This window comes from Sphingopyxis granuli (assembly GCF_001559015.1).
GTDB classification, from domain to species: Bacteria; Pseudomonadota; Alphaproteobacteria; order Sphingomonadales; family Sphingomonadaceae; genus Sphingopyxis; species Sphingopyxis granuli.
On sequence record NZ_CP012199.1, the window covers coordinates 1,072,100 to 1,093,111 of the forward strand.

Annotated in this window: 22 protein-coding genes and 1 riboswitch; of the genes, 12 read left to right on the forward strand and 10 right to left on the reverse strand. The window is 66.3% G+C overall.

Annotated features, from left to right (window positions below):
* The first annotated feature begins 35 nt into the window (after window positions 1-35).
* The 4 genes from SGRAN_RS05000 to SGRAN_RS05015 all read left to right on the forward strand — a co-directional run bounded on the left by SGRAN_RS05000 (window position 36) and on the right by SGRAN_RS05015 (window position 3,144).
* Window positions 36-737, forward strand: a complete 702-nt coding sequence (locus SGRAN_RS05000) for a M23 family metallopeptidase (RefSeq protein WP_067181186.1) — start codon at window positions 36-38, stop codon at window positions 735-737.
* 89 nt (window positions 738-826) lie between these two features.
* Window positions 827-1,168: a HesB/IscA family protein gene (locus tag SGRAN_RS05005; RefSeq protein WP_067181188.1), complete on the forward strand. Its 342-nt coding sequence runs from the start codon at window positions 827-829 to the stop codon at window positions 1,166-1,168.
* 40 nt (window positions 1,169-1,208) lie between these two features.
* Window positions 1,209-1,979: an exodeoxyribonuclease III gene (xth, locus tag SGRAN_RS05010; RefSeq protein WP_067181191.1), complete on the forward strand. Its 771-nt coding sequence runs from the start codon at window positions 1,209-1,211 to the stop codon at window positions 1,977-1,979.
* Between the two features lie 301 nt (window positions 1,980-2,280).
* On the forward strand, window positions 2,281-3,144 hold the full coding sequence (locus tag SGRAN_RS05015; protein WP_067181194.1) for a class I SAM-dependent methyltransferase: 864 nt from the start codon (window positions 2,281-2,283) through the stop codon (window positions 3,142-3,144).
* Between the two features lie 10 nt (window positions 3,145-3,154).
* Here the strand turns inward: SGRAN_RS05015 and SGRAN_RS05020 are convergent, their stop codons facing one another.
* Window positions 3,155-4,324, reverse strand: coding sequence for a hypothetical protein (locus SGRAN_RS05020; RefSeq protein WP_067181197.1), 1,170 nt, complete (start codon window positions 4,322-4,324; stop codon window positions 3,155-3,157).
* 118 nt (window positions 4,325-4,442) lie between these two features.
* On the opposite strand from SGRAN_RS05020, the gene SGRAN_RS05025 reads away from it, so the two are divergent.
* On the forward strand, window positions 4,443-5,615 hold the full coding sequence (locus tag SGRAN_RS05025; RefSeq protein WP_082737076.1) for a fatty acid desaturase family protein: 1,173 nt from the start codon (window positions 4,443-4,445) through the stop codon (window positions 5,613-5,615).
* A gap of 285 nt (window positions 5,616-5,900) precedes the next feature.
* Here the strand turns inward: SGRAN_RS05025 and lptG are convergent, their stop codons facing one another.
* Window positions 5,901-6,998, reverse strand: coding sequence for an LPS export ABC transporter permease LptG (gene lptG, locus SGRAN_RS05030; RefSeq protein WP_067181199.1), 1,098 nt, complete (start codon window positions 6,996-6,998; stop codon window positions 5,901-5,903).
* Window positions 6,998-8,206, reverse strand: a complete 1,209-nt coding sequence (gene lptF, locus SGRAN_RS05035; protein WP_082737077.1) for an LPS export ABC transporter permease LptF — start codon at window positions 8,204-8,206, stop codon at window positions 6,998-7,000. Before lptF ends, lptG begins: the two co-directional genes overlap by 1 nt.
* Window positions 8,207-8,351: 145 nt before the next feature.
* On the opposite strand from lptF, the gene SGRAN_RS05040 reads away from it, so the two are divergent.
* Genes SGRAN_RS05040 through SGRAN_RS05050 form a run of 3 tightly spaced genes read left to right on the forward strand, consistent with a single transcriptional unit; the run spans window position 8,352 to window position 10,728 of the window.
* On the forward strand, window positions 8,352-8,867 hold the full coding sequence (locus SGRAN_RS05040) for a DUF2141 domain-containing protein (RefSeq protein ID WP_237233763.1): 516 nt from the start codon (window positions 8,352-8,354) through the stop codon (window positions 8,865-8,867).
* An 18-nt stretch (window positions 8,868-8,885) separates the two neighbouring features.
* Window positions 8,886-9,857 (forward strand): diacylglycerol/lipid kinase family protein, encoded by a 972-nt coding sequence (locus tag SGRAN_RS05045; RefSeq protein ID WP_067113740.1) that lies wholly within the window; start codon window positions 8,886-8,888, stop codon window positions 9,855-9,857.
* Between the two features lie 10 nt (window positions 9,858-9,867).
* Window positions 9,868-10,728, forward strand: a complete 861-nt coding sequence (locus tag SGRAN_RS05050) for a hypothetical protein (protein WP_067181208.1) — start codon at window positions 9,868-9,870, stop codon at window positions 10,726-10,728.
* A gap of 96 nt (window positions 10,729-10,824) precedes the next feature.
* Here SGRAN_RS05050 and SGRAN_RS05055 read toward each other — a convergent pair whose 3' ends face one another.
* The 3 genes from SGRAN_RS05055 to SGRAN_RS05065 form a co-directional block, all read right to left on the reverse strand.
* The gene (locus SGRAN_RS05055; protein ID WP_082737078.1) at window positions 10,825-12,843 is read right to left on the reverse strand and encodes an ATP-binding protein; all 2,019 of its coding nucleotides are present in this window, start codon (window positions 12,841-12,843) and stop codon (window positions 10,825-10,827) included.
* A gap of 113 nt (window positions 12,844-12,956) precedes the next feature.
* Complete coding sequence (spt, locus tag SGRAN_RS05060; protein WP_067105238.1) at window positions 12,957-14,159, reverse strand: serine palmitoyltransferase; 1,203 nt, start codon at window positions 14,157-14,159, stop codon at window positions 12,957-12,959.
* A gap of 88 nt (window positions 14,160-14,247) precedes the next feature.
* Entirely contained in the window at window positions 14,248-14,484 is a 237-nt protein-coding gene (locus SGRAN_RS05065) for an acyl carrier protein (protein ID WP_067186916.1), read from the reverse strand.
* A gap of 148 nt (window positions 14,485-14,632) precedes the next feature.
* Here SGRAN_RS05065 and SGRAN_RS05070 point away from each other — a divergent pair, with 148 nt between their 5' ends.
* Both SGRAN_RS05070 and SGRAN_RS05075 read left to right on the forward strand, forming a co-directional pair.
* Window positions 14,633-15,223 carry a Pycsar system effector family protein gene (locus tag SGRAN_RS05070; RefSeq protein ID WP_067186917.1) on the forward strand — a complete coding sequence of 197 codons (591 nt, stop codon included), beginning with the start codon at window positions 14,633-14,635 and terminating at the stop codon, window positions 15,221-15,223.
* A 112-nt stretch (window positions 15,224-15,335) separates the two neighbouring features.
* Window positions 15,336-16,739: an MATE family efflux transporter gene (locus tag SGRAN_RS05075; protein WP_067181211.1), complete on the forward strand. Its 1,404-nt coding sequence runs from the start codon at window positions 15,336-15,338 to the stop codon at window positions 16,737-16,739.
* On the opposite strand, the gene SGRAN_RS22110 is transcribed toward SGRAN_RS05075, so the two are convergent.
* Window positions 16,687-17,331 (reverse strand): hypothetical protein, encoded by a 645-nt coding sequence (locus tag SGRAN_RS22110; RefSeq protein ID WP_148650795.1) that lies wholly within the window; start codon window positions 17,329-17,331, stop codon window positions 16,687-16,689. The two genes, SGRAN_RS05075 and SGRAN_RS22110, sit on opposite strands and share 53 nt — an antisense overlap.
* Between SGRAN_RS22110 and groES the strand changes: the two genes are divergently transcribed.
* Together groES and groL are read left to right on the forward strand one after the other, a co-directional pair.
* Window positions 17,330-17,617, forward strand: a complete 288-nt coding sequence (gene groES / locus SGRAN_RS05080; protein ID WP_067105234.1) for a co-chaperone GroES — start codon at window positions 17,330-17,332, stop codon at window positions 17,615-17,617. The two genes, SGRAN_RS22110 and groES, sit on opposite strands and share 2 nt — an antisense overlap.
* A gap of 63 nt (window positions 17,618-17,680) precedes the next feature.
* Entirely contained in the window at window positions 17,681-19,324 is a 1,644-nt protein-coding gene (groL, locus tag SGRAN_RS05085; protein ID WP_067105233.1) for a chaperonin GroEL, read from the forward strand.
* Window positions 19,325-19,390: 66 nt separating this feature from the next.
* On the opposite strand, the gene SGRAN_RS05090 is transcribed toward groL, so the two are convergent.
* The 3 genes from SGRAN_RS05090 to SGRAN_RS05100 all read right to left on the reverse strand — a co-directional run bounded on the left by SGRAN_RS05090 (window position 19,391) and on the right by SGRAN_RS05100 (window position 20,844).
* Window positions 19,391-20,086, reverse strand: a complete 696-nt coding sequence (locus SGRAN_RS05090) for a DJ-1/PfpI family protein (RefSeq protein WP_237233766.1) — start codon at window positions 20,084-20,086, stop codon at window positions 19,391-19,393.
* Window positions 20,087-20,107: 21 nt separating this feature from the next.
* Window positions 20,108-20,200, reverse strand: a riboswitch (ZMP/ZTP riboswitch).
* A gap of 50 nt (window positions 20,201-20,250) precedes the next feature.
* A complete protein-coding gene (locus SGRAN_RS05095) occupies window positions 20,251-20,436 on the reverse strand; it encodes a hypothetical protein (protein WP_067181217.1) in 186 nt (61 codons plus the stop codon).
* Between the two features lie 78 nt (window positions 20,437-20,514).
* Window positions 20,515-20,844, reverse strand: coding sequence for an entericidin EcnAB (locus tag SGRAN_RS05100; RefSeq protein WP_067181220.1), 330 nt, complete (start codon window positions 20,842-20,844; stop codon window positions 20,515-20,517).
* Between the last annotated feature and the right edge of the window lie 168 nt (window positions 20,845-21,012).

A 21,012-nucleotide genomic window follows, 5' to 3' on the forward strand; every position in this document is an offset into this window, starting at 1 on the left:
GACCGTTGGCGACAGGACAGATGCGGGGTCGATACGTGCTGAACGCTTCACTGGCGCAAAAGTTTCACCATGGCCTGATTGTTGGTGCGGCAGCCCTGATGGGAACGGCCGCGGCGGCCAACGCCGCCGAAACCGGCGCCGACGCGGGGATCGTGGTTCCCGACGAACCCGATGACGACAGCTTCACCGCCGGCGTTCCGGCCCCCGCCGAGGACAGCGAGGCACGCGCGCTCTTTCAGGCGTGGAAGCGCCTCGATACCGGTCTGGCCGCGAGCCTCGGCGTCGCCGTGCCGTCGCGCCGCCCGATCGAGCAGATGTCGCTTTCCTCCTCCTACGGCATGCGGGTCCATCCGATCACCGGCCGCGTCGCGCGCCACAACGGCATCGACATTCCCGCCCCCCACGGCACCCCCATCTATGCCACCGCCGACGGCATCGTCGGCCGCGCCCAGCGCCTCGGCGGTTACGGCAATTACGTCGAGATCGAACATGGCAACGCGATCCAGACGCGCTACGGCCACATGTCCTCCTTCATCGTCCAGCCCGGACAGCAGGTGAAGAAGGGCGAGATCGTCGGTTATGTCGGCTCGACGGGCCGCTCGACCGGCAACCACCTGCATTATGAAGTCCGCATCGACGGCGCGCCAGTCAATCCGCTGCCCTTCGTCCGGTCGGATTCGATGGCGATCGCGGCGCTGACGGGCGATCATCTCGCGATGGGTGGTCCCGAAGACTGAATTTCTATGGGTCGGAGAGGAGGGGGCGCCCGCTGGCCATAAGGTCGCGGCGCCCTTTTCATTTGCGCCGAACATCCTATCTTGCCGATATGGCCTCGACCCTGTCCGATATCACCCTTTCGCCCGCCGCGGCGGCGCGCATCCGCTGGATCGCCGAACGCAAGGCGGGCGCGCTCCCCGCGCTTCGCCTCGCCGTCGACGGCGGCGGCTGCTCGGGCTTCACCTATCGCTTCGGCCTCGCCGACAGCATCGAGGCCGATGATGTCGTGACCGAAACCGACGGCGTGAAGCTGGTCGTCGATCCGGTGAGCATCGACCTGATTCGCGACTGCACCGTCGATTTCGTCGATTCGCTGGGCGGATCGTCGTTCAAGGTCGAGAATCCCAACGCCGCCTCGGGCTGCGGTTGCGGGTCGAGCTTCTCGGTCTGAGGCTCTTTCTAAGCGACCGGCTTCCTGCCATAGCGGCGCGATGAAGATCGCAACCTTCAACATCAACGGAATCAAGGCGCGGTTGCCGCGCCTCGTCGAATGGCTGGACGAAACGCAGCCCGACATCGTCTGTCTTCAGGAACTGAAATCGAGCGACGAGACGATCCCGACGGCAGAGATCGAGGCCGCGGGCTATGGCGCGCTCTACCATGGGCAGAAGGGGTTCAACGGCGTCGCGGTCCTCGCGCGCGGCACGCAGCCGGTCGAGGTCCAGCGCGGTCTCGCGGGCGAGGAAGAGGATGAGCAGTCGCGCTATCTGGAGGCCGACGTCGGCGGCGTGCGCGTCGCGTCGATCTATCTCCCCAACGGCAATCCGCAGCCGGGACCGAAATTCGATTACAAGCTGCGCTGGATGACGCGGCTGCGCGAGCGCGCGAAGGCGCTGCTGGCGGCCGAGATTCCGACCGTGCTCGCTGGCGACTATAATGTCATTCCCCACGACGACGACGTGTGGGACCCGCGCGCGATGGCGCACGACGCGCTGATGCAGCCCGATTCGCGCGATGCCTGGTTCCGCATCCTCGGCGACGGCTGGACCGACGCTTTGCGCAGCCGCCATCCCGCGGGGCATGTCTGGACCTTCTGGGACTATCAGGCGGGCGGCTGGCAGCGCGACCATGGCTTCCGCATCGACCATCTGCTGCTCAGCCCCGCGATGGCCGACCGGCTGGTCGACGCGCAGGTCGACAAGGACTATCGCGGCCGCGAGAAAGCCAGCGACCACGCGCCGACCTGGGCGCTGTTCCGCTAGGGTCAGGACCCATTAATTTGCGGTTCGAGGTTTGAAGCGATTTTGCTCAGGGCGAGAAGGCAAGGCGCAGGAATATGTCGATATTTCAAGACTTGCCGACGAAGCCATGGGCAAAATCGGTCAAATCCCGCAGGGACGTCGAAATGGCTTCGATCTCAGGCTCGTGCGGCCTTGCGGGTAGCGATGCTACCCGCTGCGTCCGCCCAAGCCCGATATCTTCGCCATTTCGACGCCTCGAACCGCAAATTAATGGGTCCTGACCCTAGAACCATCACCCCGACACGGCGGCAAGGAGATCGGAATGACAGCGAAGAACAGCTATCAGGTCGCTGACTGGAACGGTCCAGGCGGCGAGCGCTGGGTCGCCAACCAGGCGCGGCTCGACCATATGCTCGCGGCCTTCGGCGACGCGGCGATCGCGGCGGCGGCGCCCCGGACCGGCGAGCAGGTGCTCGACATCGGCTGCGGCGCCGGAACGACGAGCTTCGCGCTCGCCGCGCGCATCGGGGAGCAGGGGCGGGTGCTGGGCGTCGATATTTCGGAGCCGCTGATCGCCCGCGCCCGTGCCTGCCTGCCGCCGGGTGCGCCGGTTGCCTTCGAGATCGCCGATGCCGGCAGCGGCACCGTGCCCGAACGGGCGTTCGACCTGCTCTTCTCTCGCTTTGGCGTGATGTTCTTCGACGACCCGGCGGCAGCGTTCGCGCATATGCGCGGCGCATTGAAGCCCGGCGGACGGCTCGCCTTCGTCTGCTGGCGGACGGCGGCCGAGAACGACTGGGTGCGCCTGCCGATGGGCGCGATCCGCGACATCGTGACGCCGCCTCCGCCGCCCGATCCGGAGGCGCCCGGCCCCTTCTCCTTCGGCGACCGCGGCCGCGTCGAGCGCATCCTGGCCGATGCGGGCTTCGTCGACGTCGCCCTCGCGCCGTTCGACCATCTCGTCCCCTTCGGTCGCGGCACCACGCGCGCGGCGGCGCTCGACGATGCGGTCGAGATGGCGTTCCAGGTCGGCCCCTTGTCGCGCGCGCTCGCCGATCAGCCCGACGCGATTCGCGCGCAGGCGGCGGACGCGGTGCGGGCGGCCTTCGCGAAACGGCCGGGCGAGGAGTCGGTGCTGATCGACGGCGCCGCGTGGATTGTCACCGCGCGCAATCCCGCCGCCTGACCGCGCGGCGTCAGGCCAGCGGCTTGTCGTAGAGCTGATAGACGCGGTTGACGGTTGCGTCGATCGCTTCGGCGACCGCGTTCATCCCCTGATTGTCGTCGAGCACCCAGCCGATGTCGCCCTGCTGCGCGCCATAATGCGCGACGCCGTCGCGGCGGATATATTCGATCATCATGAAGGCGAGCGTGCTCGCCATGCGGCTGTTCTGGAGTCGCTTGACCACCCCCATCAGCGGCACGCGCAGCCGGCGGCTCTTCGGTTTCCGCAGCCACCAGAGCAGCCGCGCCCAGTTGAAGGGCAGGAGCGAGCCGTCCATGTCGATCAGCAGTTCGTTGATGTTCGGCAGCACGATCATGAAGGCAACCGCCTCGCCGTCGACCTCTGCGACGCGGATCAGGTCCTCGAACACGATGTCCTTCAGCTTCTTGCCGATATAGGCGATCTCGCTGTCGGTCAGCGGCACGAACCCCCAATTGTCCGACCAGGCATCGTTCAATATGCCCATGATCAGTCGTGCCTCGGCATCGAAGCGGCGCTTGTCGACGCGGCGGATGCGGATGCGCTCGTTCCGTTCGCCCGCCGCGACGATGCGGTTCACCAGCGGCGGAAAGCCATCGATGATCTCGACCGCATAGTTGATGAGTTTCTTGACCGGGCGATAGCCCTCGGCCTCGATCCACGCCCGATAGAGCGGGCTGTTGTGGCCGAGCATGATCGTCGGCGGCGTGTCGAAGCCCTCGACCAGCAGGCCGGGTTCGTCCCAGATCGAGATCGACAGCGGTCCAAGCGCACGGTGCATGCCCTGGCTGCGCAGCCAGTCCTCGGCCGCGACGATCAGCGCGTGCGCGGTTTCCGCATCCTCTGCCTCGATCAGGCCCCAGTTGCCGGTGCCGGGCCCCATGCCCTGCTCTGCCGGCTGTTCGAGTGCGAGGAAGTCGATATGCGCCGAAATGCGCCCCACCGTCCGTCCGTCGCGCCGGGCAAGGAAGAATTGCGCCTTGCCGTGCTCGAACCACGGATTCTTCCCCGGCGTCAGCAGGGCGAACACCTCGCCCTTCAGCGGCGGTACCCACGCCGGATCGCCGCGGTTGAGGCGGAAGGCCAGCTCGACGAACTCGCGCTTGTCGTGCTTCCCCTCGACGGGATGAATCGTGATCGGGCCGGCCGGATGTGCGCTCATGGGTGGTTTCCCGGATGATGGTGCCTATATGTCTGGCGAGCCAATAAGGCATAGGCGTGGCGCTGGCGACCCGCATTCGGCCATCATGCTGCCACGAAAAGATGGTGAAAACCGCGTTATGACGACGATCAATCCTTCTGCCGATCGGATCGCGACCTCCCCCGCGCGCCCGCCGGCGAATGCCGGCCCGATGGAAGCGCCGGCGAATGCCGGCCCGACGGAAGCGCCGGCGAAGGCCGCCAGGGCGCCCAAGTCGGCGATTGCCGACGACATGGCGATGATCCGCGCCGCGTCGGAGCTGACGCGCGACCTGGTGCAGCCGAACGCGCGCATCTATTGGGCCGATTTCCTCGCTTCGACCTTTGTCGGCTATGCCGGCGTCGCGGCGGCGATCCTTGCGCCCTCGACGCCGTGGATGCTCGCGGCGGCGTTCGTCGCGGTGCTCGCCCTCTATCGCGCGGGCAGCTTCATCCACGAGATCACCCATATCCGCAAGCAGACGCTGCCGGGCTTCCGCCTCGTCTGGAACCTGCTGATCGGGGTGCCGCTGCTGATCCCGTCGTTCATGTACGAAGGCATCCACAGCCTGCACCACAACCGCACCAAATATGGCACGGTCGAGGACCCCGAATATCTGCCGCTGGCGCTGATGAAGCCGTGGACGGTGCCGCTGTTCGTCGTCGCGGCGGCCTTTGCGCCGCTGGCGCTCGTCTTCCGCTATGCGGTGCTGACGCCGCTGTCCTTCCTGATCCCGCCGCTGCGCCGCGTGGTGCGCGAGCGCTATTCGGGGCTGATCATCAACCCGGTGTTCCGCCGCAAGTCGCCCGAGGGCGAATTCCGCCGCCAATGGGCGTGGCAGGAGGGCGGGGCCTGGGCCTGGTCGACGCTGCTGGTCGCGGCCGGCATCTTCGGCTGGGTGCCGCTGCGCGCGCTGCTGATCTTCGGCGGGATCGCCGCGGCGAGCATCGTGCTCAACCAGATCCGCACCCTCGTCGCGCATCTGTGGGAAAATGACGGCGCGGTGCTGACCGTGACCGCGCAGTTCCTCGACAGCGTCAATGTCCCGCCGCCGGGCCTGCTGCCCGAACTGTGGGCGCCGGTGGGCCTGCGCTATCACGCGCTGCACCACCTGCTGCCCGGCGTTCCCTATCACGCGCTGCCCGAGGCGCACCGCCGCCTGAAGGATGCGCTACCCGCCGATTCGCAATATCACCGGGCCAATTATCGCAGCCTGCCGAAGCTGGTGATGAACCTGGTGGCGGGATCGGCAAAGGGCGGAGCGGCGGCATAGCGTTTCCGGGTTCGGGCCCCCGTTCGTCATCCCGGACTTGATCCGGGATCCATTCTTTCAGCGCTGCGTGAACGGACACCGGATCAAGTCGGCAATTATCCCTTCTCGACACGTAACTGTTCCCCGGCGAAAGCCGGGGTCCAGATGGCACAACGCTGCCCCGCATGGACCCCGGCTTTCGCCGGGGAACAACTCCCTACTTGCCTGAAGGGTATATATCCCGATCAAGTCCGGGGTGACGATGCGGGATAGGTCGGTTTCCCGGCTGTAGCTGGTCAGCCGATCCTACTCTTCGGTCCGGATCAGGATCATCTCGCCGATCAGCGCGAAGAGGATGAACGGCCCCCACGCCGCGAGGAACGGCGGATAGGCGCCGAGGTCGCCCATCGCGAGCGCGAAATTGTCGGCGACGAAATAGGCGAAGCCCAGCGCCATGCCCAGGATCGCGCGCACGAACAGCTTGCCCGACCGCGCGAGGCCGAAGGCCGCAACGGCGCCGAGCAGCGGCATCAATATCGCCGACAGCGGCCCCGAAATCTTGTGCCACAGCACGCCTTTCAGCGCGTCGACCGGCCGCCCCGCGACCTCGAGGTCGTCGATCGCGCTCTTGAGCGCGAGGAAGGGCAGTTCGTCGCCATCGACCTGCGCCAGCGTGAACTGGTCGGGGCGCACCCCCTTGGCGGCGACGATGGTGCCGAGCGGCTCGACCGTTCCTGATCGGCGGATGAAGCGCCGCGCGCCGGTGAATTCCCATCCGCCCGCGACCGCGCGGCCGCTGTCGGCCGACAGCATCGACGCCAGTACGCCGCCCTTGCGTTCGATGATGGTGACGTTGCGGAGCAGCACCGCCGCGCCCTTCGTCTCGACCGTTTCGGCGTTGATCAGGTCGTCGCCGGCGCGGACCCAGACGTTGGTGCGGACCCCCGTGTCACGCGGAATCTGCGCATATTCGACCTTCTGCCACGCGCTGAGCGCCGCGGTCGCGCGGGTGACGATGCGTTCGTTGAAGGCGAAGCTGATCCCGGCGACGAGCAGCGCGGCAAGGAACAGCGGCGCGAGCACCTGATGCGCCGACATGCCGGACGCCTTCATCGCGATCACCTCGCTGTTCTGGTTGAGCGTCGCGAGCGTCAATATGGTGCCGAGCAGCACCGAAAAGGGCAGGAAGGTTTCGACGATCTGCGGAAAGCGCAGCCCGACATAGCGCCACACGTCGCTGTCGCTGTTGCCGGCGACCGCCAGTATCTTGCCGCTTTCCCCCAGCAGGTCGAGCGTCTGGAGGATCAGCACCAGCGCGAACAGGATCGCGAAGCTGCGCACCAGAAACAGGCGCCCGACATAGAGCGCCATGGTGCGCGAGGGGAAGAAATGAAGCTGATTCATCAGGTGCGCCGTTGCTTGCGCTGGAAGAGCTGGAGAAGGCCGCGGATGCGCTGCCCCGCCTTCGCGGCGACGCGTTCGAGCGCGCCGATCGGCTGCCCGCCCGGCACATGCGCGAGGGTGTAGTACATCCAGATCGCGAGCGCGGCGAACAGCAGGAAGGGCACCCACAGCGCGATGATCGGGTCGATCGTCCCGCGCGCGCCCATATCCTCGGCATATTGGTTGATCTTGTGCTGCGTCACCAGCAGCACGATCGACAGGAAAACCCCTAGCGAACTGGTCGATCGCTTCGGTGGGATGGCCAGCGCGACCGCGAGCAGCGGAATCAGGAACATCGACGCCACCTCGACGATCCGGAAATGGAAATTGGCGCGCGATTCGAGGCGGGTCTTCAGCGGTTCGGCCTTGTCGTTGCCGACGACGAACAACTCGGGAATGGTCAGCTCGCGGTCGGCGCCGCCGCGGGTGCGGAACGCCTCGATCTTGGGCAGCGGGATCGGCAGGTCGTGATTGTCGAAACTCAGCACGCGCGGCACGGAAAATTTCGGCGATTCGTGGATCAGCACCCCGTTGGTCAGCCGCAGGATGATCGTGTCGGGATCGTCGGTGGCGAGGAACTGCCCCTGCGCCGCGGTGGCCGATACGCGCTGCCCGTCCTTGTTCTCGCCGCGCACGAAGATGCCGCGCAGGCTGCGGCCGTCGTTGTAGCTTTCCTCGATGCGCAGCGTCATGCGGCTGCCCAGCTTGGTGAACTCGCCGACCTTGATCGAGGCGCCGAGCGCGCCCGAGCGCAGCTCGAACTGCAGCCCTTCATAGGCATAGCGGGCATAGGGTTGGATGAAGCCGACGATCGCGAGGTTGATCAGCGCCAGCGCCAGGGCAAAGACATAGGGCATGCGCATCAGCCGGCCGAAGCTCATGCCGACGCCGCGCAGCACATCGAGCTCGCTGGTGGTCGCAAGCCGCCGGAAAGCCAGGAGGATACCCAGCATCAGCCCGATCGGAATGCCGAGCGAGAGATATTCGGGGATCAGATTGGCGAGCATGCGCCAGACGACGCTGACCGGCCCCCCTTCGGTCGCGACGAAATCGAACAGGCGCAGCATCTTTTCCAGCACCAGCAGCATCGCCGACACGACGAGCGTTCCGAGCATGGGGAAGAAGATGAGCCGCGCGATGTAGCGGTCGATGGCGGGTAGTCTATTCAAGCTTTCGTCGCCCCATCACCATGATTTGGCCGCAAATGTTTCCAATATGCCGAGTCAAGGGCGACAGGGACCCATGCCAGCGTGTGCTTCAGCGCGTGCGCAAGCGAACGCCGGCATGGTTATAGCCTCTGGAGGAATTGAGGTCATGTCGAAAATGTTTTTCGCCGCGATGCTCGCCGTCGGCGCCGTTGGAGCGCTGGCAGCGCCCGTCGCCGCGCAGGGCGCGACGCTGGGCCCCTCGGCCCATCTGTGCAACAGCAATGCGACCGCGGTGCTGGTCGACGTGCGCGGTTTCAAGGCGCACACCGGCACGCTGCGCGTCCAGATCTACGATGCGGACAGCAGCTATCTGGAAAAGCGCAAATGGCTGGAACGGGTCGATGTTCCGGTATCCCGGTCGGGCAACATGCAGGTCTGCGTGCCGGTCAAGACACCGGGCAATTACGTCGTCTCGGTGCGCCACGACATCAACGGCAACGGCAAGTCGGACAAGAGCGACGGCGGCGGCATGTCGGGCAATCCCGACATGAAGGTCACCGATTTCATCTTCAAGCGCAAGCCGAAGCTGGCGGCGGTCAGCTTTGCGGTCGGCGGCACGACCAAGCGCGTGCCGGTCACGCTCAACTATATCAGCGGCCTGTCGTTCGCACCGGTCGATTAGGAAAGGCATGGAGGGGTAGTGGCCAGCGTCGCGCTTCTTTCCAATCCGCGCTCCACGGGCAACCGTTCGCTGTTGCCGCGCGTGCGCGAATATTGCGCGGCGCACCCCGACATCTTTCACTATGAGGTCGAGCATGTCGACCAGATCGGCGAGGCGATCCGCACCATCGCGATGGTCTCGCCACGGGTCGTCGCGATCAACGGCGGCGACGGCACGGTGCAGGCGGCGCTGACCGAGCTTTATTCGGGCGGTCATTTCGGCGGGTCGCCGCCGCCGGTCGCGGTGCTGCCCAACGGCAAGACCAACCTGATCGCGCTCGACCTCGGCGCGGAGGGCGACCCGATCAAGGCGTTGCGGCGCGTTGTCGAGCTGGTCGAGGCCGGATCGCTCGAGGATCATGTCATCGAACGCCAGCTTATCGCGCTCGACAGCGGCGGTGCGCGGCCGGTGCTCGGCATGTTTCTCGGCGGCGCCTATCTCGCCGACGTCATGCTCTATTGCCGCAATCGTATCTATCCGCTCGGCCTGCCGAACGGGCTGTCGCACGTGCTCGCGGCGATTCTCGGCCTGTTCGCGATGGTGCTCGGGATCGGCGGCGGACGCCTGCCGCCCAAGCCGCAGCCGATGACGGTCTCGCTCGTCCGCCAGGGCGAGTTCAAGGGCAAATTCTCGCTGCTGATCATCACGACGCTGGAAAAGCTGCTGCTCAGCATCCGCACCAGCGACGCCCATGGGACCAACGGCCATATGAAGCTGCTCGCGACCGACAGCAGCGTCGGCGCGCTGTTCCGCATGCTCGGCGCGGCCTGGCGCGGCACGCTGGGGCAGAAGCCGCTCGAAGGCGTGCATTTCCAGCAGGGCGACGAAATCCATATCGAGGGCGAGCGCTCGAACGTCATCCTCGACGGCGAGATTTTCGAAACCTCGGGCGGCCGGCCGATCATCCTGACTTCGACCCAGCCGGTGCCGTTCCTGCGTCTCGCAGCCTGAGCGTCGGCCCGTGCGCGACATCGCCAGCCTCGTCCGCGAAGAATTGGCGCTCCCCGTCGACCCGCGCGTCGCGGCGATGGCGGCGGCGATCGCGGCCCGATATCCGGGCAGCGCACGCGCGGTGCTCTTCTATGGGAGCTGTCTGCGCGAGACGCAGCTCGACGGGCTGATGCTCGATTTCTACCTGATCGTCTCCGACTATGGCGATGCCTATCCGAAACGCTGGATGGCGCTCGCCAACCGGCTGATTCCGCCGAACGTCTTTCCCTTTCAGGCGGGCGGGCTGATGGCCAAATATGCCGTGCTCAGCGAAAGCGACTTCCACCGGCTGAACGGGTCGGAAACGCGCAACGTGTCGGTCTGGGCGCGCTTTGCGCAGCCGTCGCGGCTCGTCTGGGCGGTCGACGACACCGCGCGCGACAAGGCGGCGGCGGCGGTGGCGCGCGCGGCGCCGACGCTGCTCGCGGCGGCCGGCCGCCTCGACGGCGAATCGGTCCTAGACTGGTGGCGCCGCGCCTTTTCACTCACCTATTCGGTCGAGCTGCGTGCCGAGCGGGCGAGCCGCGCGCAGTCGGTGGTCGACGCCGATCCCGACCGCTACCGCGATTTCGGCGAGGCCGCCGCCGCGGCCATCCCTGTGGGTGCGCCGAGCGGCGGCTGGACGCGCCGCCGCATCGAGGGCAAGGCGCTCAGCATCGCGCGGCTCGCCAAGGCCAGCCTGACCTATGCCGGCGGGATCGACTATCTGGCGTGGAAGATCAATCGCCACGCGGGCACGAAGATCGAGATCAAGCCCTGGCAGCGCCGCTGGCCGCTGCTCGCCGCGCTGACGCTGGTCCCGCGCCTGATGCGGAGCGGCGCGATCCGTTAGAGTGTTTTCAAGTCAGGTGGAATCACCTGACGACTCGGAAAACACGGCAAAACAACAATCTGAAGTGCCGGTTTTGATTCAATCAAAACCGGCACTTCAGGACGATGTCGTACGGGCGGTACGGGCGAGCGTCGCCGCCGACGCATCGGCGGCTTCCTGCCTAGTCGCGGCCCGTTCGGGCGCGAGAACGTCGCGGCAACGGCGGATCGCCTGGTCGAGCGCGGCGAGGGTAAAGGGTTTGCGCAATACGTCGTGGTCGCCGAAGCTCGCGATCTCGCTTGCGTCGCCGGCGTAACCGGTGACGAACAGCACCGACAGGTCGGGCCAGCGCGCCTTGAGCCGTTCCACCATCTCCGGCCCGGTGAGTTCGGGCATCAGCACGTCGGACAGGATCAGGTCGAACCCGCCGTTGGCCGCGACCAGCGCCTCGGCCTTCAGCGGATCGTTGCAGGCGACCGCGCGGTGGCCCAGCTCCTCGACCGCATCGACCGTCGCGGCCAGAACGCGCCGGTCGTCCTCGACCACCAATATGTCGAGCGCATGGGACGGGCTGCTGGAGAGGGCCTTGCCGCCGTTCGCCACCGCCGCGGCGGTCTCGCCGGGCCGCGCGACTGGCAGCAGCATCGCGACGCTTGTCCCCTCGCCGACGGTCGAGGCGATCTGAACTTCGCCTCCCGACTGGCGGCAGAAGGCGAAGACCTGCGTCATGCCCAGCCCGGTGCCCTGGCCGGCGGGCTTGGTGGTATAGAAGGGGTCGAACACGCGTTCGATCACCTCGGGCGCCATGCCGCAGCCGCTGTCGATCACCTGCACCGCGAGCGCCGCGGTTTCGGCTCTTTTGTCGCGCAGCGTGCGGATGACGAGCGTGCCGTGACCGTCCATGGCGTCGCGCGCGTTGACCGCGAGGTTGAGCAGCGCATTCTCGAACTGCTGCCGGTCGAGCCGGCAGGCGAGCTCTTCCGCGCCGAGGTCGAGCGACAGCGCGATCCGGTCGCCGATCGTGCGTTCGATCAGCTCGGCGAAACTCGCGATGCACTCGTCCACGGGAGTGAATTCGGGACGTGCGGGCTCCGACCGTGCAAAGGCGAGTAGTCGCCGCGTCAGGTCGGCGGCGCGGTTGGCGCCGTCGAGCGCGTTGCCCAAGTGGCGCTGCGCCTTGTCGGGCGCTTCCGACAGCCAGCGCTGGGCCAGTTCGAGCCCGCCGACGACGACCGCGAGCATATTGTTGAAATCATGCGCGATGCCGCCGGTGAGCTGGCCCACGGCCTCCATCTTCTGCGCCTGCCGCAACTGGGCCTCGGCTGCTTCGCGCTCGACCATCTCGCCGCGTAGCGCCTCGTTGGCTTTCGCCAGTTCGGCGGTCCGTTCCTCGACCGCGGCTTCGAGCAGCATCGCGCGGTCGCTCTCGGCGAGTTGCTCGCGCCGCGCCATGCGCCGCTCGCTTTCCGCCCGCACGAGCGAGAAGCTCGCCGCGATGGCGATCACCGCCGCGAGCGCGCCGAGCAGCGAGAAAAGCAGGATCGCCTGGTTCAGGCTCGCGCGGTCGGAGGCGGCGATGCGGTTGCGCTCGCTGAGCAGCGCGCGCTCGTTGCGGATCAGCTCGGTGAGCAGCTTGTCGATGCGGCCGAGCGCCGGGTCGTGCCCGGCCGCATTATATTTGGAGATCGCCGCGACGGTCTGGCGATAATTGGCGCTGAGCGCCGCATCGCCGAGCTGCGTGCCGCGCTGGGCGAGCTCGGCGGTCAGCTGCTGCACCAGTTCGGCCTGCTTGGGATTGTCGCGCACGTTGCGCCGAAGCAGCGCCAGATATTGCTGCGCGAGGCCCCATTGCTGCTGATAGATGCGCCCATCCTCTTTCTGCAGCCCGACCGCGAAGCGGCCGAGAGCGGATTCGGCGCGGGCGAGCGCGGCGTCGAGGCTGCGGGTTTGCTGGATCACCTCCAGGCTGTGCGCCTGATAGCCGAGCGAGCGATCATAATTGTCGTTGGCGCGCATCAGCAGCAGCACGAGCGCCGCGACGACCCCGGCCAGGATCGTGCCGACGCCGACCGTCAGCCAGAAGCGCACGCGCTCCCGGCGGCTTTCGCTTTCACTGTCGCCATCCCGCTCGAACACCGCGCTTGTTTACCGGCATTCGGCGGCCCGGCAAAGCGGCGAAGCGCCTGGAATGCGGTGCGATGCTCGGTTCGCCCCGAAAAGGAATCCGCTGGTCGGCGCGCAGGCTCGTTTCAGCCGATAATGCCGGTGCGCTTGCCCGCGCGCTCGAAGCGGCCGAGGATCTCGCCGACCTGATCGGCCGAGTGCTCGGCGCACAGCGAGCAGCGCAGCAGCGTCATGCCCGCGGGGGTTGCCGGCGGGCGGGCTAGGTTGACGTAAAGCCCTTCCTCGAGCAGCGCTTCCCACATCATCGCGCCCCTTTCGAGGTCGGGCATGATGACGGCGATGATCGCCGACTGCGGCTCGTCGGTGCCGAGCGTGAAGCCGAGGTCACGCAGCCCCTTGTGCAGCGCCTTCGAATTCTCCCACAGGTGCGCGCGCTTGTTCGATCCGTGCATCAGCTTGCGGATGCTCGTCGCGGCGGTCGCGACGACGCTCGGCGGCAGCGAGGCGGTGAAGACGTAGGGACGGCAGACGAGCCGCAATATCTCGAACTTCGGATGGTTCGACACGCAGAAGCCGCCGACGGTGCCGACGCTCTTCGAAAAGGTGCCGATGATGAAATCGACGTCGTCGATCACCCCCTGCGCCTCGGCGACGCCGCGGCCGTGCTCGCCGATGAAGCCCATCGAATGCGCCTCGTCGACCAGCACCATCGCGCCATTCTCCTTGGCGATGCGGATCATCTCCTTCAGCGGCGCGACATCGCCGAGCATCGAATAGACGCCCTCCAGCACGACGAGCTTGCCCGCCTCGGGCGGCAGGCGCTTCAGGCGCTTTTCCAGCGCTTCGATGTCGTTGTGGCGAAAGGCGACGATCTCCGCATCGCCCATCTTGCAGCCGTCGTAGATCGAGGCGTGACTGTCGATGTCGAGGATGATGTAGTCGCCCTTGCCGGCGATCGTCGAGATGATGCCGAGGTTCGCCTGATAGCCGGTCGAGAACACCATGGCATGATCCATGGCGTAGAAGTCCTTCAGCGCCTCCTCGACCTCCCGGTGCCCCTGATAGGTGCCGTTGAGGACACGGCTGCCGGTCGTGCCGCTGCCGAATTTGTCGAGCGCGTCCTTGCCCGCGGCGATGACGTCCTCGTCGAAGGTCATGCCCATGTAATTGTAGGTGCCGAGCAGGATCGTCTCGCGCCCGTTGCAGATCGCGACGGTGGGCGAGAGCACCTTTTCCATCACCAGGCTGAACGGATCGGTGACGCCGGTCGACAGCAGCGCCGCGCGCTGCTCGATCAGCGGGTCGAATTTCGAGAAAAGATCGGTCATGTTCCGTTTCCATGTTCCCCGGCGAAGGCCGGAGTCCAGACAGGTTGCGCGAGGGTGGTGGAGACCGGCGTTCGCCGGGATGCAGAGGTCAGCCCTGCAGTTTCTCCACCGCGGCGATCAACTGGCCGACATTCTCGATTTCCGCCTGCATGTTCATGCTGATGATGATGTCGAAACTGTCCTCGACCTCGGCGACGAAATCCATGACGGTCAGGCTGTCCCATTCGAGGTCGCCGGCAAAGGTCGTGGCGTCGGTCAGTTCGACGCCCTTCTTGTTGAACGGCTCGATCAGGCTGTGAATCGTCTCGCGCAGCGCGGTGCTCATTTCGGTGCGTCCCAAAAGTGGAAATATCGCGCGGACATGCCGCGACCATGGTTCCTTGGCAAGCGATTGCGGCGGCAATCGGGCAGCATCTTGCCGATCGACGCCCGGCATGCCATCGCTGGTGCGGTTCGATGATCGGGGATGGCCTATGAGCAAGGAACCGGAGAAGCGGCCGAAAAAGGCGCCGGAACGCGTGGAGCCGCCGCCCGCGACCGGCTTTCCGCCCAATGCGGTCCATCTGGTCCGCACCAATCAGCAGATCACGATGCAATTGTCGCAGATGGCCGATCAGAAGGCGTCGATCCTGATGGGCGCGACCTTCGTCGTCTTCACCCTCGCGATCGGACAGGCGCGCGCCGGGGCGGGGGCGCTCACGACGCCGCTCGCGATCCTCGCGACCTTTTCCTTCCTGTCGGCGCTGCTCGCCATCTCCGCCGTGCTGCCGCGCGTCGGCAAGGCGCCACCCGCCGCGCGCGACGGCGAGGATCGCGGCAATCTCCTCTTCTTCGGCCATTTCGCGCAGATGGGGGAGGATGAATTCATCGCCGCGGTCAAGGCGCGCCTGCGCACCGAAGAGGACCTCTACGAGGTGATGCTGCGCGACACCTGGCAGAATGGCGTCGTGCTCGCGCGGCGTAAATATCGCTATCTCGCCTACGCCTATCGGTTGTTCGTGGTCGGGCTGACGCTGACCTTCCTCGCCTTCGCGGTCGAGATGACGACAATGTGGATGGAATAAATCCGGGGTGAGAGGAACGGCTGTGGCCTTTTTATCACCCCCGCTCGTCAAACCGCACGTCTCGCCCCGTCGCTATTGAACCGCCGGAACCCCGCGCTTATCCGGGCCGGCCATGCTCGATCAGGCCCACCCCCTGACCGCGGAACCGCCGCGGACATTCCGCGTCGAATTCCGCGAAACACTGGCGCTCGCCTGGCCCCTGGCCGCCGCGAACCTGCTCCAGATGCTCGTCCATGCGATCGACGTGATCTTCGTCGCAAGGCTCGGCGACACGGCGCTCGCCGCCTCGTCGCTCGGCGTCGCGATCTTCGGCCTTCTGCTGTGGACGGGTACCGGGCTGGTCGGCGCCGCGGCACCGCTGATCGCCGCCGAACTCGGCCGGCGCAGGCACAGCGTGCGCGAGGTGCGGCGCACCGTGCGCATGGCGCTGTGGCTCAGCCTGCTCGTCTCGCTCGTCTTCATGGGCATCTGCGCCGCGGGCGGGCCGATCATGCGCGCGACCGGACAGGACCCCGAATTGACCCATCGCGCCGCCAGTTTCCTGCTGATCCTGATGTGGGGAATGGCGCCGATGATCGCGGCGAGCGTGCTGCGTATCTTCGTTTCGGCGCTGGGGCGGCCGACGATCGCGACCGCGATCACCTTCCTCGCGCTGTTCGTCAACGCGCTCGGCAACTGGACGTTGGTGTTCGGTCACCTCGGCCTGCCCGCGCTAGGCCTCCACGGCTCGGCGCTGTCGAGTGTGCTGACCAGCGCCGCGATGCTGATCGCCTATGTCGTGGTGATCCAGAGCGACCGGCGGCTGCGGCGCTATCTTCTGTTCGGCAACTGGTGGCGCAGCGAATGGAGCCGCTTCGTCGAGATCGTCCGCATCGGCACCCCGATCGGCCTGACCATCCTGGCCGAGGCGGGCCTGTTCACCGGCGCCGCCTTTCTGATGGGCCGGATCGGCGAGGCGCAGCTGGCCGGGCATACGATCGCGCTGCAGGTCGCGGCGCTCGCCTTCCAGATTCCGTTCGGCGTCGCGCAGGCGGCGACGATCCGCGTCGGGCTCGCCTATGGCGCGCGCGACCGCCGCGCCATCGCGCTCGCCGGCCGCGCCTCGCTCGGGCTCGGCATCGGCTTCATGGGGCTGACCGCGCTCGGCATGTGGCTCTATCCAGCGACGGTGCTGTCGCTCTATGTCGATGTGGACGATGCGAAGAATGCCGCGCTCGTCGGCTTCGCGATGCAGTTTCTCGTCATCGCCGCCGCCTTCCAGCTGTTCGACGGGGCGCAGACGGTCGCCGCTGGGGTGCTGCGCGGATTGCAGGACACGCGCATCCCGATGCTGATCGCGGTGTGCGGCTACTGGATCGCGGGCTACGGCACCGCCATCTACCTCGGCTTCTGGACCCCCCTTCAGGGCGTCGGCATCTGGATCGGCCTCGCGGTCGGACTGGTGGTCGTCGCCGCGCTGCTGCTCATGCGCTGGCGGATGCGGGAGCGGCTGGGGCTGTTGCCTTCTGTTTCTTAAGCCAACCGGCCAATTGCATGGCTTCTTGGGCCATCTCTTTAAAATCGTTTATTGTAACGATCTTGAGAGGCTTGGAGCTGTCGCATGCATTTTGAAAACCAAATCGGTAGTCCATGGATTTCTTGCCGTCATAGCGGACCATGACAGTTAGCACGGCGTGCACAATATCTGCACGCGCCTCATTTAGCCGACATATCGCTTCAAGCTTCACGTTGAACATCTTTCCGTCGTTGAACCGTCCTTTGGATTCCGCCAGTTTTTTCAGTTTGCCGGATAGCGGCGCACTGGGCGTAACATCCGACTCCAATTCGACAATCTGATCCATGACTGCATTTTCGAGCCGCGCAAAGGCGTCGAGATAGGCTCCACGAAGCACGTGTCCATGTTCGCGCGCGGCGATAAGGTCGATGGGCTCAATGACATGTTCGATTCGATTTCCGCACACCATCTGGCTGCTGTAACTTGCATCCGAAAAATTTCCCTTAATCGCCTTGACGCCCCACGACCCTCCACCCATATGCCCGCCTGTTAGCACTCTCCCAATGTGAGTGCTAAGAACGACAGTCATCCGCATTTCTGGAGGGAAATCCATGAAATTTCGTCCGTTGCACGATCGCGTGCTCGTCCGCCGTATCGAAGCCGAGGAAAAGACGGCCGGCGGCATCATCATCCCCGACACCGCCAAGGAAAAGCCGCAGGAAGGCGAGATCGTCGCCGTCGGCGAGGGCGCCCGCGACGAGGACGGCGATCGCATCGCGCTCGACGTCAAGGCCGGCGACCGCATCCTGTTCGGCAAGTGGTCGGGCACCGAGATCAAGGTCGACGGTGAAGAGCTGCTGATCATGAAGGAATCGGACATCCTCGGCATTCTCGCCTGAGTCCGTCCATCGAATTGAGAGTGAAGTTGCGCAGTTTCCTGCGCCTTTGAAAGGAACGAGCCAATGGCTGCCAAGGACGTTAAATTTTCGCGCGACGCGCGCGAGCGCATCCTCAAGGGCGTCGACATCCTCGCCGACGCCGTCAAGGTCACGCTGGGCCCCAAGGGCCGGCATGTCGTGATCGACAAGAGCTTCGGCGCTCCCCGCATCACCAAGGACGGCGTCAGCGTCGCCAAGGAAATCGAACTCAAGGACAAGTTCGAGAACATGGGCGCGCAGATGCTGCGCGAGGTCGCCAGCAAGGCGAACGACAAGGCCGGTGACGGCACCACCACCGCGACCGTGCTGGCGCAGGCGATCGTCCGCGAAGGCATGAAGTCGGTCGCCGCGGGCATGAACCCGATGGACCTCAAGCGCGGCATCGACCTCGCCGTCGGCAAGGTGGTCGAGGATCTCGCCGCCCGCTCGACGCCGGTATCGGGCTCGTCGGAAATCGCGCAGGTCGGCATCATCTCGGCCAACGGTGACACCGAAGTCGGCGAGAAGATCGCCGAGGCGATGGAGAAGGTCGGCAAGGAAGGCGTCATCACCGTCGAGGAAGCCAAGGGTCTCGAATTCGAACTCGACGTCGTCGAGGGCATGCAGTTCGACCGCGGCTATCTGAGCCCCTATTTCATCACCAACCCTGAAAAGATGACGGTCGAACTCGCCGATCCGTATATTCTGATCTTCGAGAAGAAGCTGTCGAACCTCCAGTCGATGCTTCCGATCCTCGAAGCGGTCGTACAGTCGGGCCGTCCGCTGCTGATCATCGCCGAGGACATCGAAGGCGAAGCGCTGGCGACCCTCGTCGTCAACCGTCTGCGCGGCGGCTTGAAGGTCGCGGCGGTCAAGGCGCCGGGCTTCGGCGATCGCCGCAAGGCGATGCTGCAGGACATCGCGATCCTGACGCAGGGCGAGATGATCAGCGAAGACCTGGGCATCAAGCTCGAATCGGTCACGCTGAACATGCTGGGCCAGGCGAAGCGCGTCACCATCGACAAGGACAACACGACCATCGTCGACGGTGCCGGCGAAGCCGACGCGATCAAGGCTCGCGTCGAGCAGATCCGTGCCCAGATCGAGACCACGACCAGCGACTACGACCGTGAAAAGCTGCAGGAACGTCTGGCGAAGCTCGCCGGCGGCGTTGCGGTGATCAAGGTCGGCGGCGCGACCGAGGTCGAGGTGAAGGAGCGCAAGGACCGCGTCGACGACGCGCTGCACGCGACCCGCGCCGCGGTCGAGGAAGGCATCGTCTCGGGCGGCGGCACTGCGCTGCTCTATGCGACCAAGGTGCTCGACGGGCTGAAGGGCGTCAACGACGACCAGACGCGCGGCATCGACATCGTCCGCAAGGCGATCGAAGCGCCGCTGCGCCAGATCGCGGCCAACGCCGGCCACGACGGCGCGGTCGTCGCGGGCAACCTGCTGCGCGAAGACAATGTCGATCAGGGCTTCAACGCCGCGACCGACACTTATGAGAATCTGAAGGCTGCCGGCGTCATCGACCCGACCAAGGTCGTGCGTACCGCGCTTCAGGATGCGGCGTCGGTTGCCGGCCTGTTGATCACCACCGAAGCGGCGGTCAGCGAGCTGCCCGAAGACAAGCCGGCGATGCCGATGGGCGGCGGCGGCATGGGCGGCATGGGCGGCATGGACTTCTAAGTCCCGCATCCCAGCCGACATATGCTGGAAAATCGGGGCCGGGGGAGCGATCCTCCGGCCTCTTTTTCATGCCCGCAGCGCCGCTTCCATGTGCGCGGCGGCCGCGTCGTAGACGCGCGCCTTCAGCCCCGCCGTCACCGCCTGCGGCGCGCGGTTGGGGTGGCCGCCGGCGAAGGGCGGCGCGGGGTCATATTCGATCGCCAGCTGGATCGCCTGCGCGACCGTGGGGCCGCGCAGACGACCGATCAGCGTCAGCGCGAAATCGAGGCCCGAGGTCACGCCGCCGCTGGTGACGACGCGGCCGTCCTCGACGACGCGCGCATCCACTGCCTCCGCGCCGACCAGCGGCAGCAGATGGGCATAGGCCCAGTGCGTCGTCGCGCGCCGCCCCTGCAACAGGCCGGCGCGGCCGAGCAGGAAAGCGCCGGTGCACACGCTCGTCACCCACTGGGCGCCGGTGGCCTGCCGTTCGATGAAGGCGATCGTCGCCGCATCGCCCAGCGCGGCGGCGACGCCATGCCCGCCCGGCACGCACAGGATGTCGGCCTGCGGACAGTCCGCGAAGTCATGCGTCGGGACGATCGAAAAGCCACTATCGGTGGCGATCGGCGCGCGGCTTGCCGCTACACCGGCCAGCACCGCGCCGGGCATGCGGCTCAATGCCTGCGCGGGCGCGGTGAAGTCGAGCTGGGTGATGCCCGGAAAGAGAAGGAAGACGATGGTGGTTTGGGGGGTGTTTTCGGGGGCGGTGGTTTCGGTCACGCGGATGCTCCTCGCCATGCAATGGATCACCCAGGCGCGCGGCTCGCGCCGGCCATCGGCCGGACCCCGCTTCCCGATGGGACTCCATCTTCAGCGCCAGTCGCGGAGCCGCGGCAGCATAGGACGGGGCGGCCGCGGTGGAAAGGGCGTTGCAGGAGGCGATGCTACCGTCCGGCTTCCGTATCCGCGTCCGCCGCGCCGTCGCGGCTTTCGAGCATTTCGGCTGCGTCGTCGAGCGCCTTGGCTTCGCTGACGGTGACGCCGCCGGGGCCGGGCTCATTGTCGGTGCGGCTGCACCCCGCGGCGAAGAGCAGCACGAGCGCCGCGATGGACGCGATGCGAGGGGTCATGTGGCCTCTCCCACGAAAAAGGGCCCCATCCTCATCGGATGGAGCCCCTTCATAACAAGGCGAAAGCCTGCCAGCGACTTACTTCTTGTCGTTGGCTTCGGCCTTCTTGGTTTCCGCAGCGATCTTGTCGCCCGCGGCCTTGGCGGCGTCGCCGGCGGCGTTCACCGTGCCTTCGACCGCATTGCCGGCATCCTTGGCCGCATCCTCGACCGCCGCACCGGCGTCCTTGGCGGCATCGGCGGTCGCGTCGGCGGCGTCGGCCGCGCCCGCGGCCACGGCATCGCCCGCGGCGGCGGCATCGTCAGCTACGGCGGTGCCCGCTTCGGCGGTTTCGTTCTGCGCCTTTTCCGAGCAGGCGGCGAGGCTGAACGCGGCTGCGGCCATCGAGGCGATAATGATCTTGCGCATAGAAATTCCTTTCGAATGGGCGGTGGCCAGCCTGCGGCCACTGTGCGAAGAATTAGCGGTGGATGAAGCCCTTGGCAACCGGCGAGCCGATGCGGGTCCGCTGGTTCGGGCAACCATGTGAAAAGGGGCCGCCGGCGCGTGCCGACGACCCCTTTTTCAACTGGTCGA

What these genes read in the sequence shown, in the direction of transcription:
- SGRAN_RS05005 (WP_067181188.1), top strand. Translation starts at nt 827, where the DNA reads ATGGCCTCGACCCTGTCCGATATCACCCTTTCGCCCGCCGCGGCGGCG.
- xth (WP_067181191.1), top strand. Translation starts at nt 1,209, where the DNA reads ATGAAGATCGCAACCTTCAACATCAACGGAATCAAGGCGCGGTTGCCG.
- SGRAN_RS05015 (WP_067181194.1), top strand. Translation starts at nt 2,281, where the DNA reads ATGACAGCGAAGAACAGCTATCAGGTCGCTGACTGGAACGGTCCAGGC.
- SGRAN_RS05020 (WP_067181197.1), bottom strand. Translation starts at nt 4,324, where the DNA reads ATGAGCGCACATCCGGCCGGCCCGATCACGATTCATCCCGTCGAGGGG.
- SGRAN_RS05025 (WP_082737076.1), top strand. Translation starts at nt 4,443, where the DNA reads ATGACGACGATCAATCCTTCTGCCGATCGGATCGCGACCTCCCCCGCG.
- lptG (WP_067181199.1), bottom strand. Translation starts at nt 6,998, where the DNA reads ATGAATCAGCTTCATTTCTTCCCCTCGCGCACCATGGCGCTCTATGTC.
- SGRAN_RS05040 (WP_237233763.1), top strand. Translation starts at nt 8,352, where the DNA reads ATGTCGAAAATGTTTTTCGCCGCGATGCTCGCCGTCGGCGCCGTTGGA.
- spt (WP_067105238.1), bottom strand. Translation starts at nt 14,159, where the DNA reads ATGACCGATCTTTTCTCGAAATTCGACCCGCTGATCGAGCAGCGCGCG.
- SGRAN_RS05065 (WP_067186916.1), bottom strand. Translation starts at nt 14,484, where the DNA reads ATGAGCACCGCGCTGCGCGAGACGATTCACAGCCTGATCGAGCCGTTC.
- SGRAN_RS05070 (WP_067186917.1), top strand. Translation starts at nt 14,633, where the DNA reads ATGAGCAAGGAACCGGAGAAGCGGCCGAAAAAGGCGCCGGAACGCGTG.
- SGRAN_RS05075 (WP_067181211.1), top strand. Translation starts at nt 15,336, where the DNA reads ATGCTCGATCAGGCCCACCCCCTGACCGCGGAACCGCCGCGGACATTC.
- groES (WP_067105234.1), top strand. Translation starts at nt 17,330, where the DNA reads ATGAAATTTCGTCCGTTGCACGATCGCGTGCTCGTCCGCCGTATCGAA.
- SGRAN_RS22110 (WP_148650795.1), bottom strand. Translation starts at nt 17,331, where the DNA reads ATGGATTTCCCTCCAGAAATGCGGATGACTGTCGTTCTTAGCACTCAC.
- groL (WP_067105233.1), top strand. Translation starts at nt 17,681, where the DNA reads ATGGCTGCCAAGGACGTTAAATTTTCGCGCGACGCGCGCGAGCGCATC.
- SGRAN_RS05095 (WP_067181217.1), bottom strand. Translation starts at nt 20,436, where the DNA reads ATGACCCCTCGCATCGCGTCCATCGCGGCGCTCGTGCTGCTCTTCGCC.
- SGRAN_RS05100 (WP_067181220.1), bottom strand. Translation starts at nt 20,844, where the DNA reads ATGCGCAAGATCATTATCGCCTCGATGGCCGCAGCCGCGTTCAGCCTC.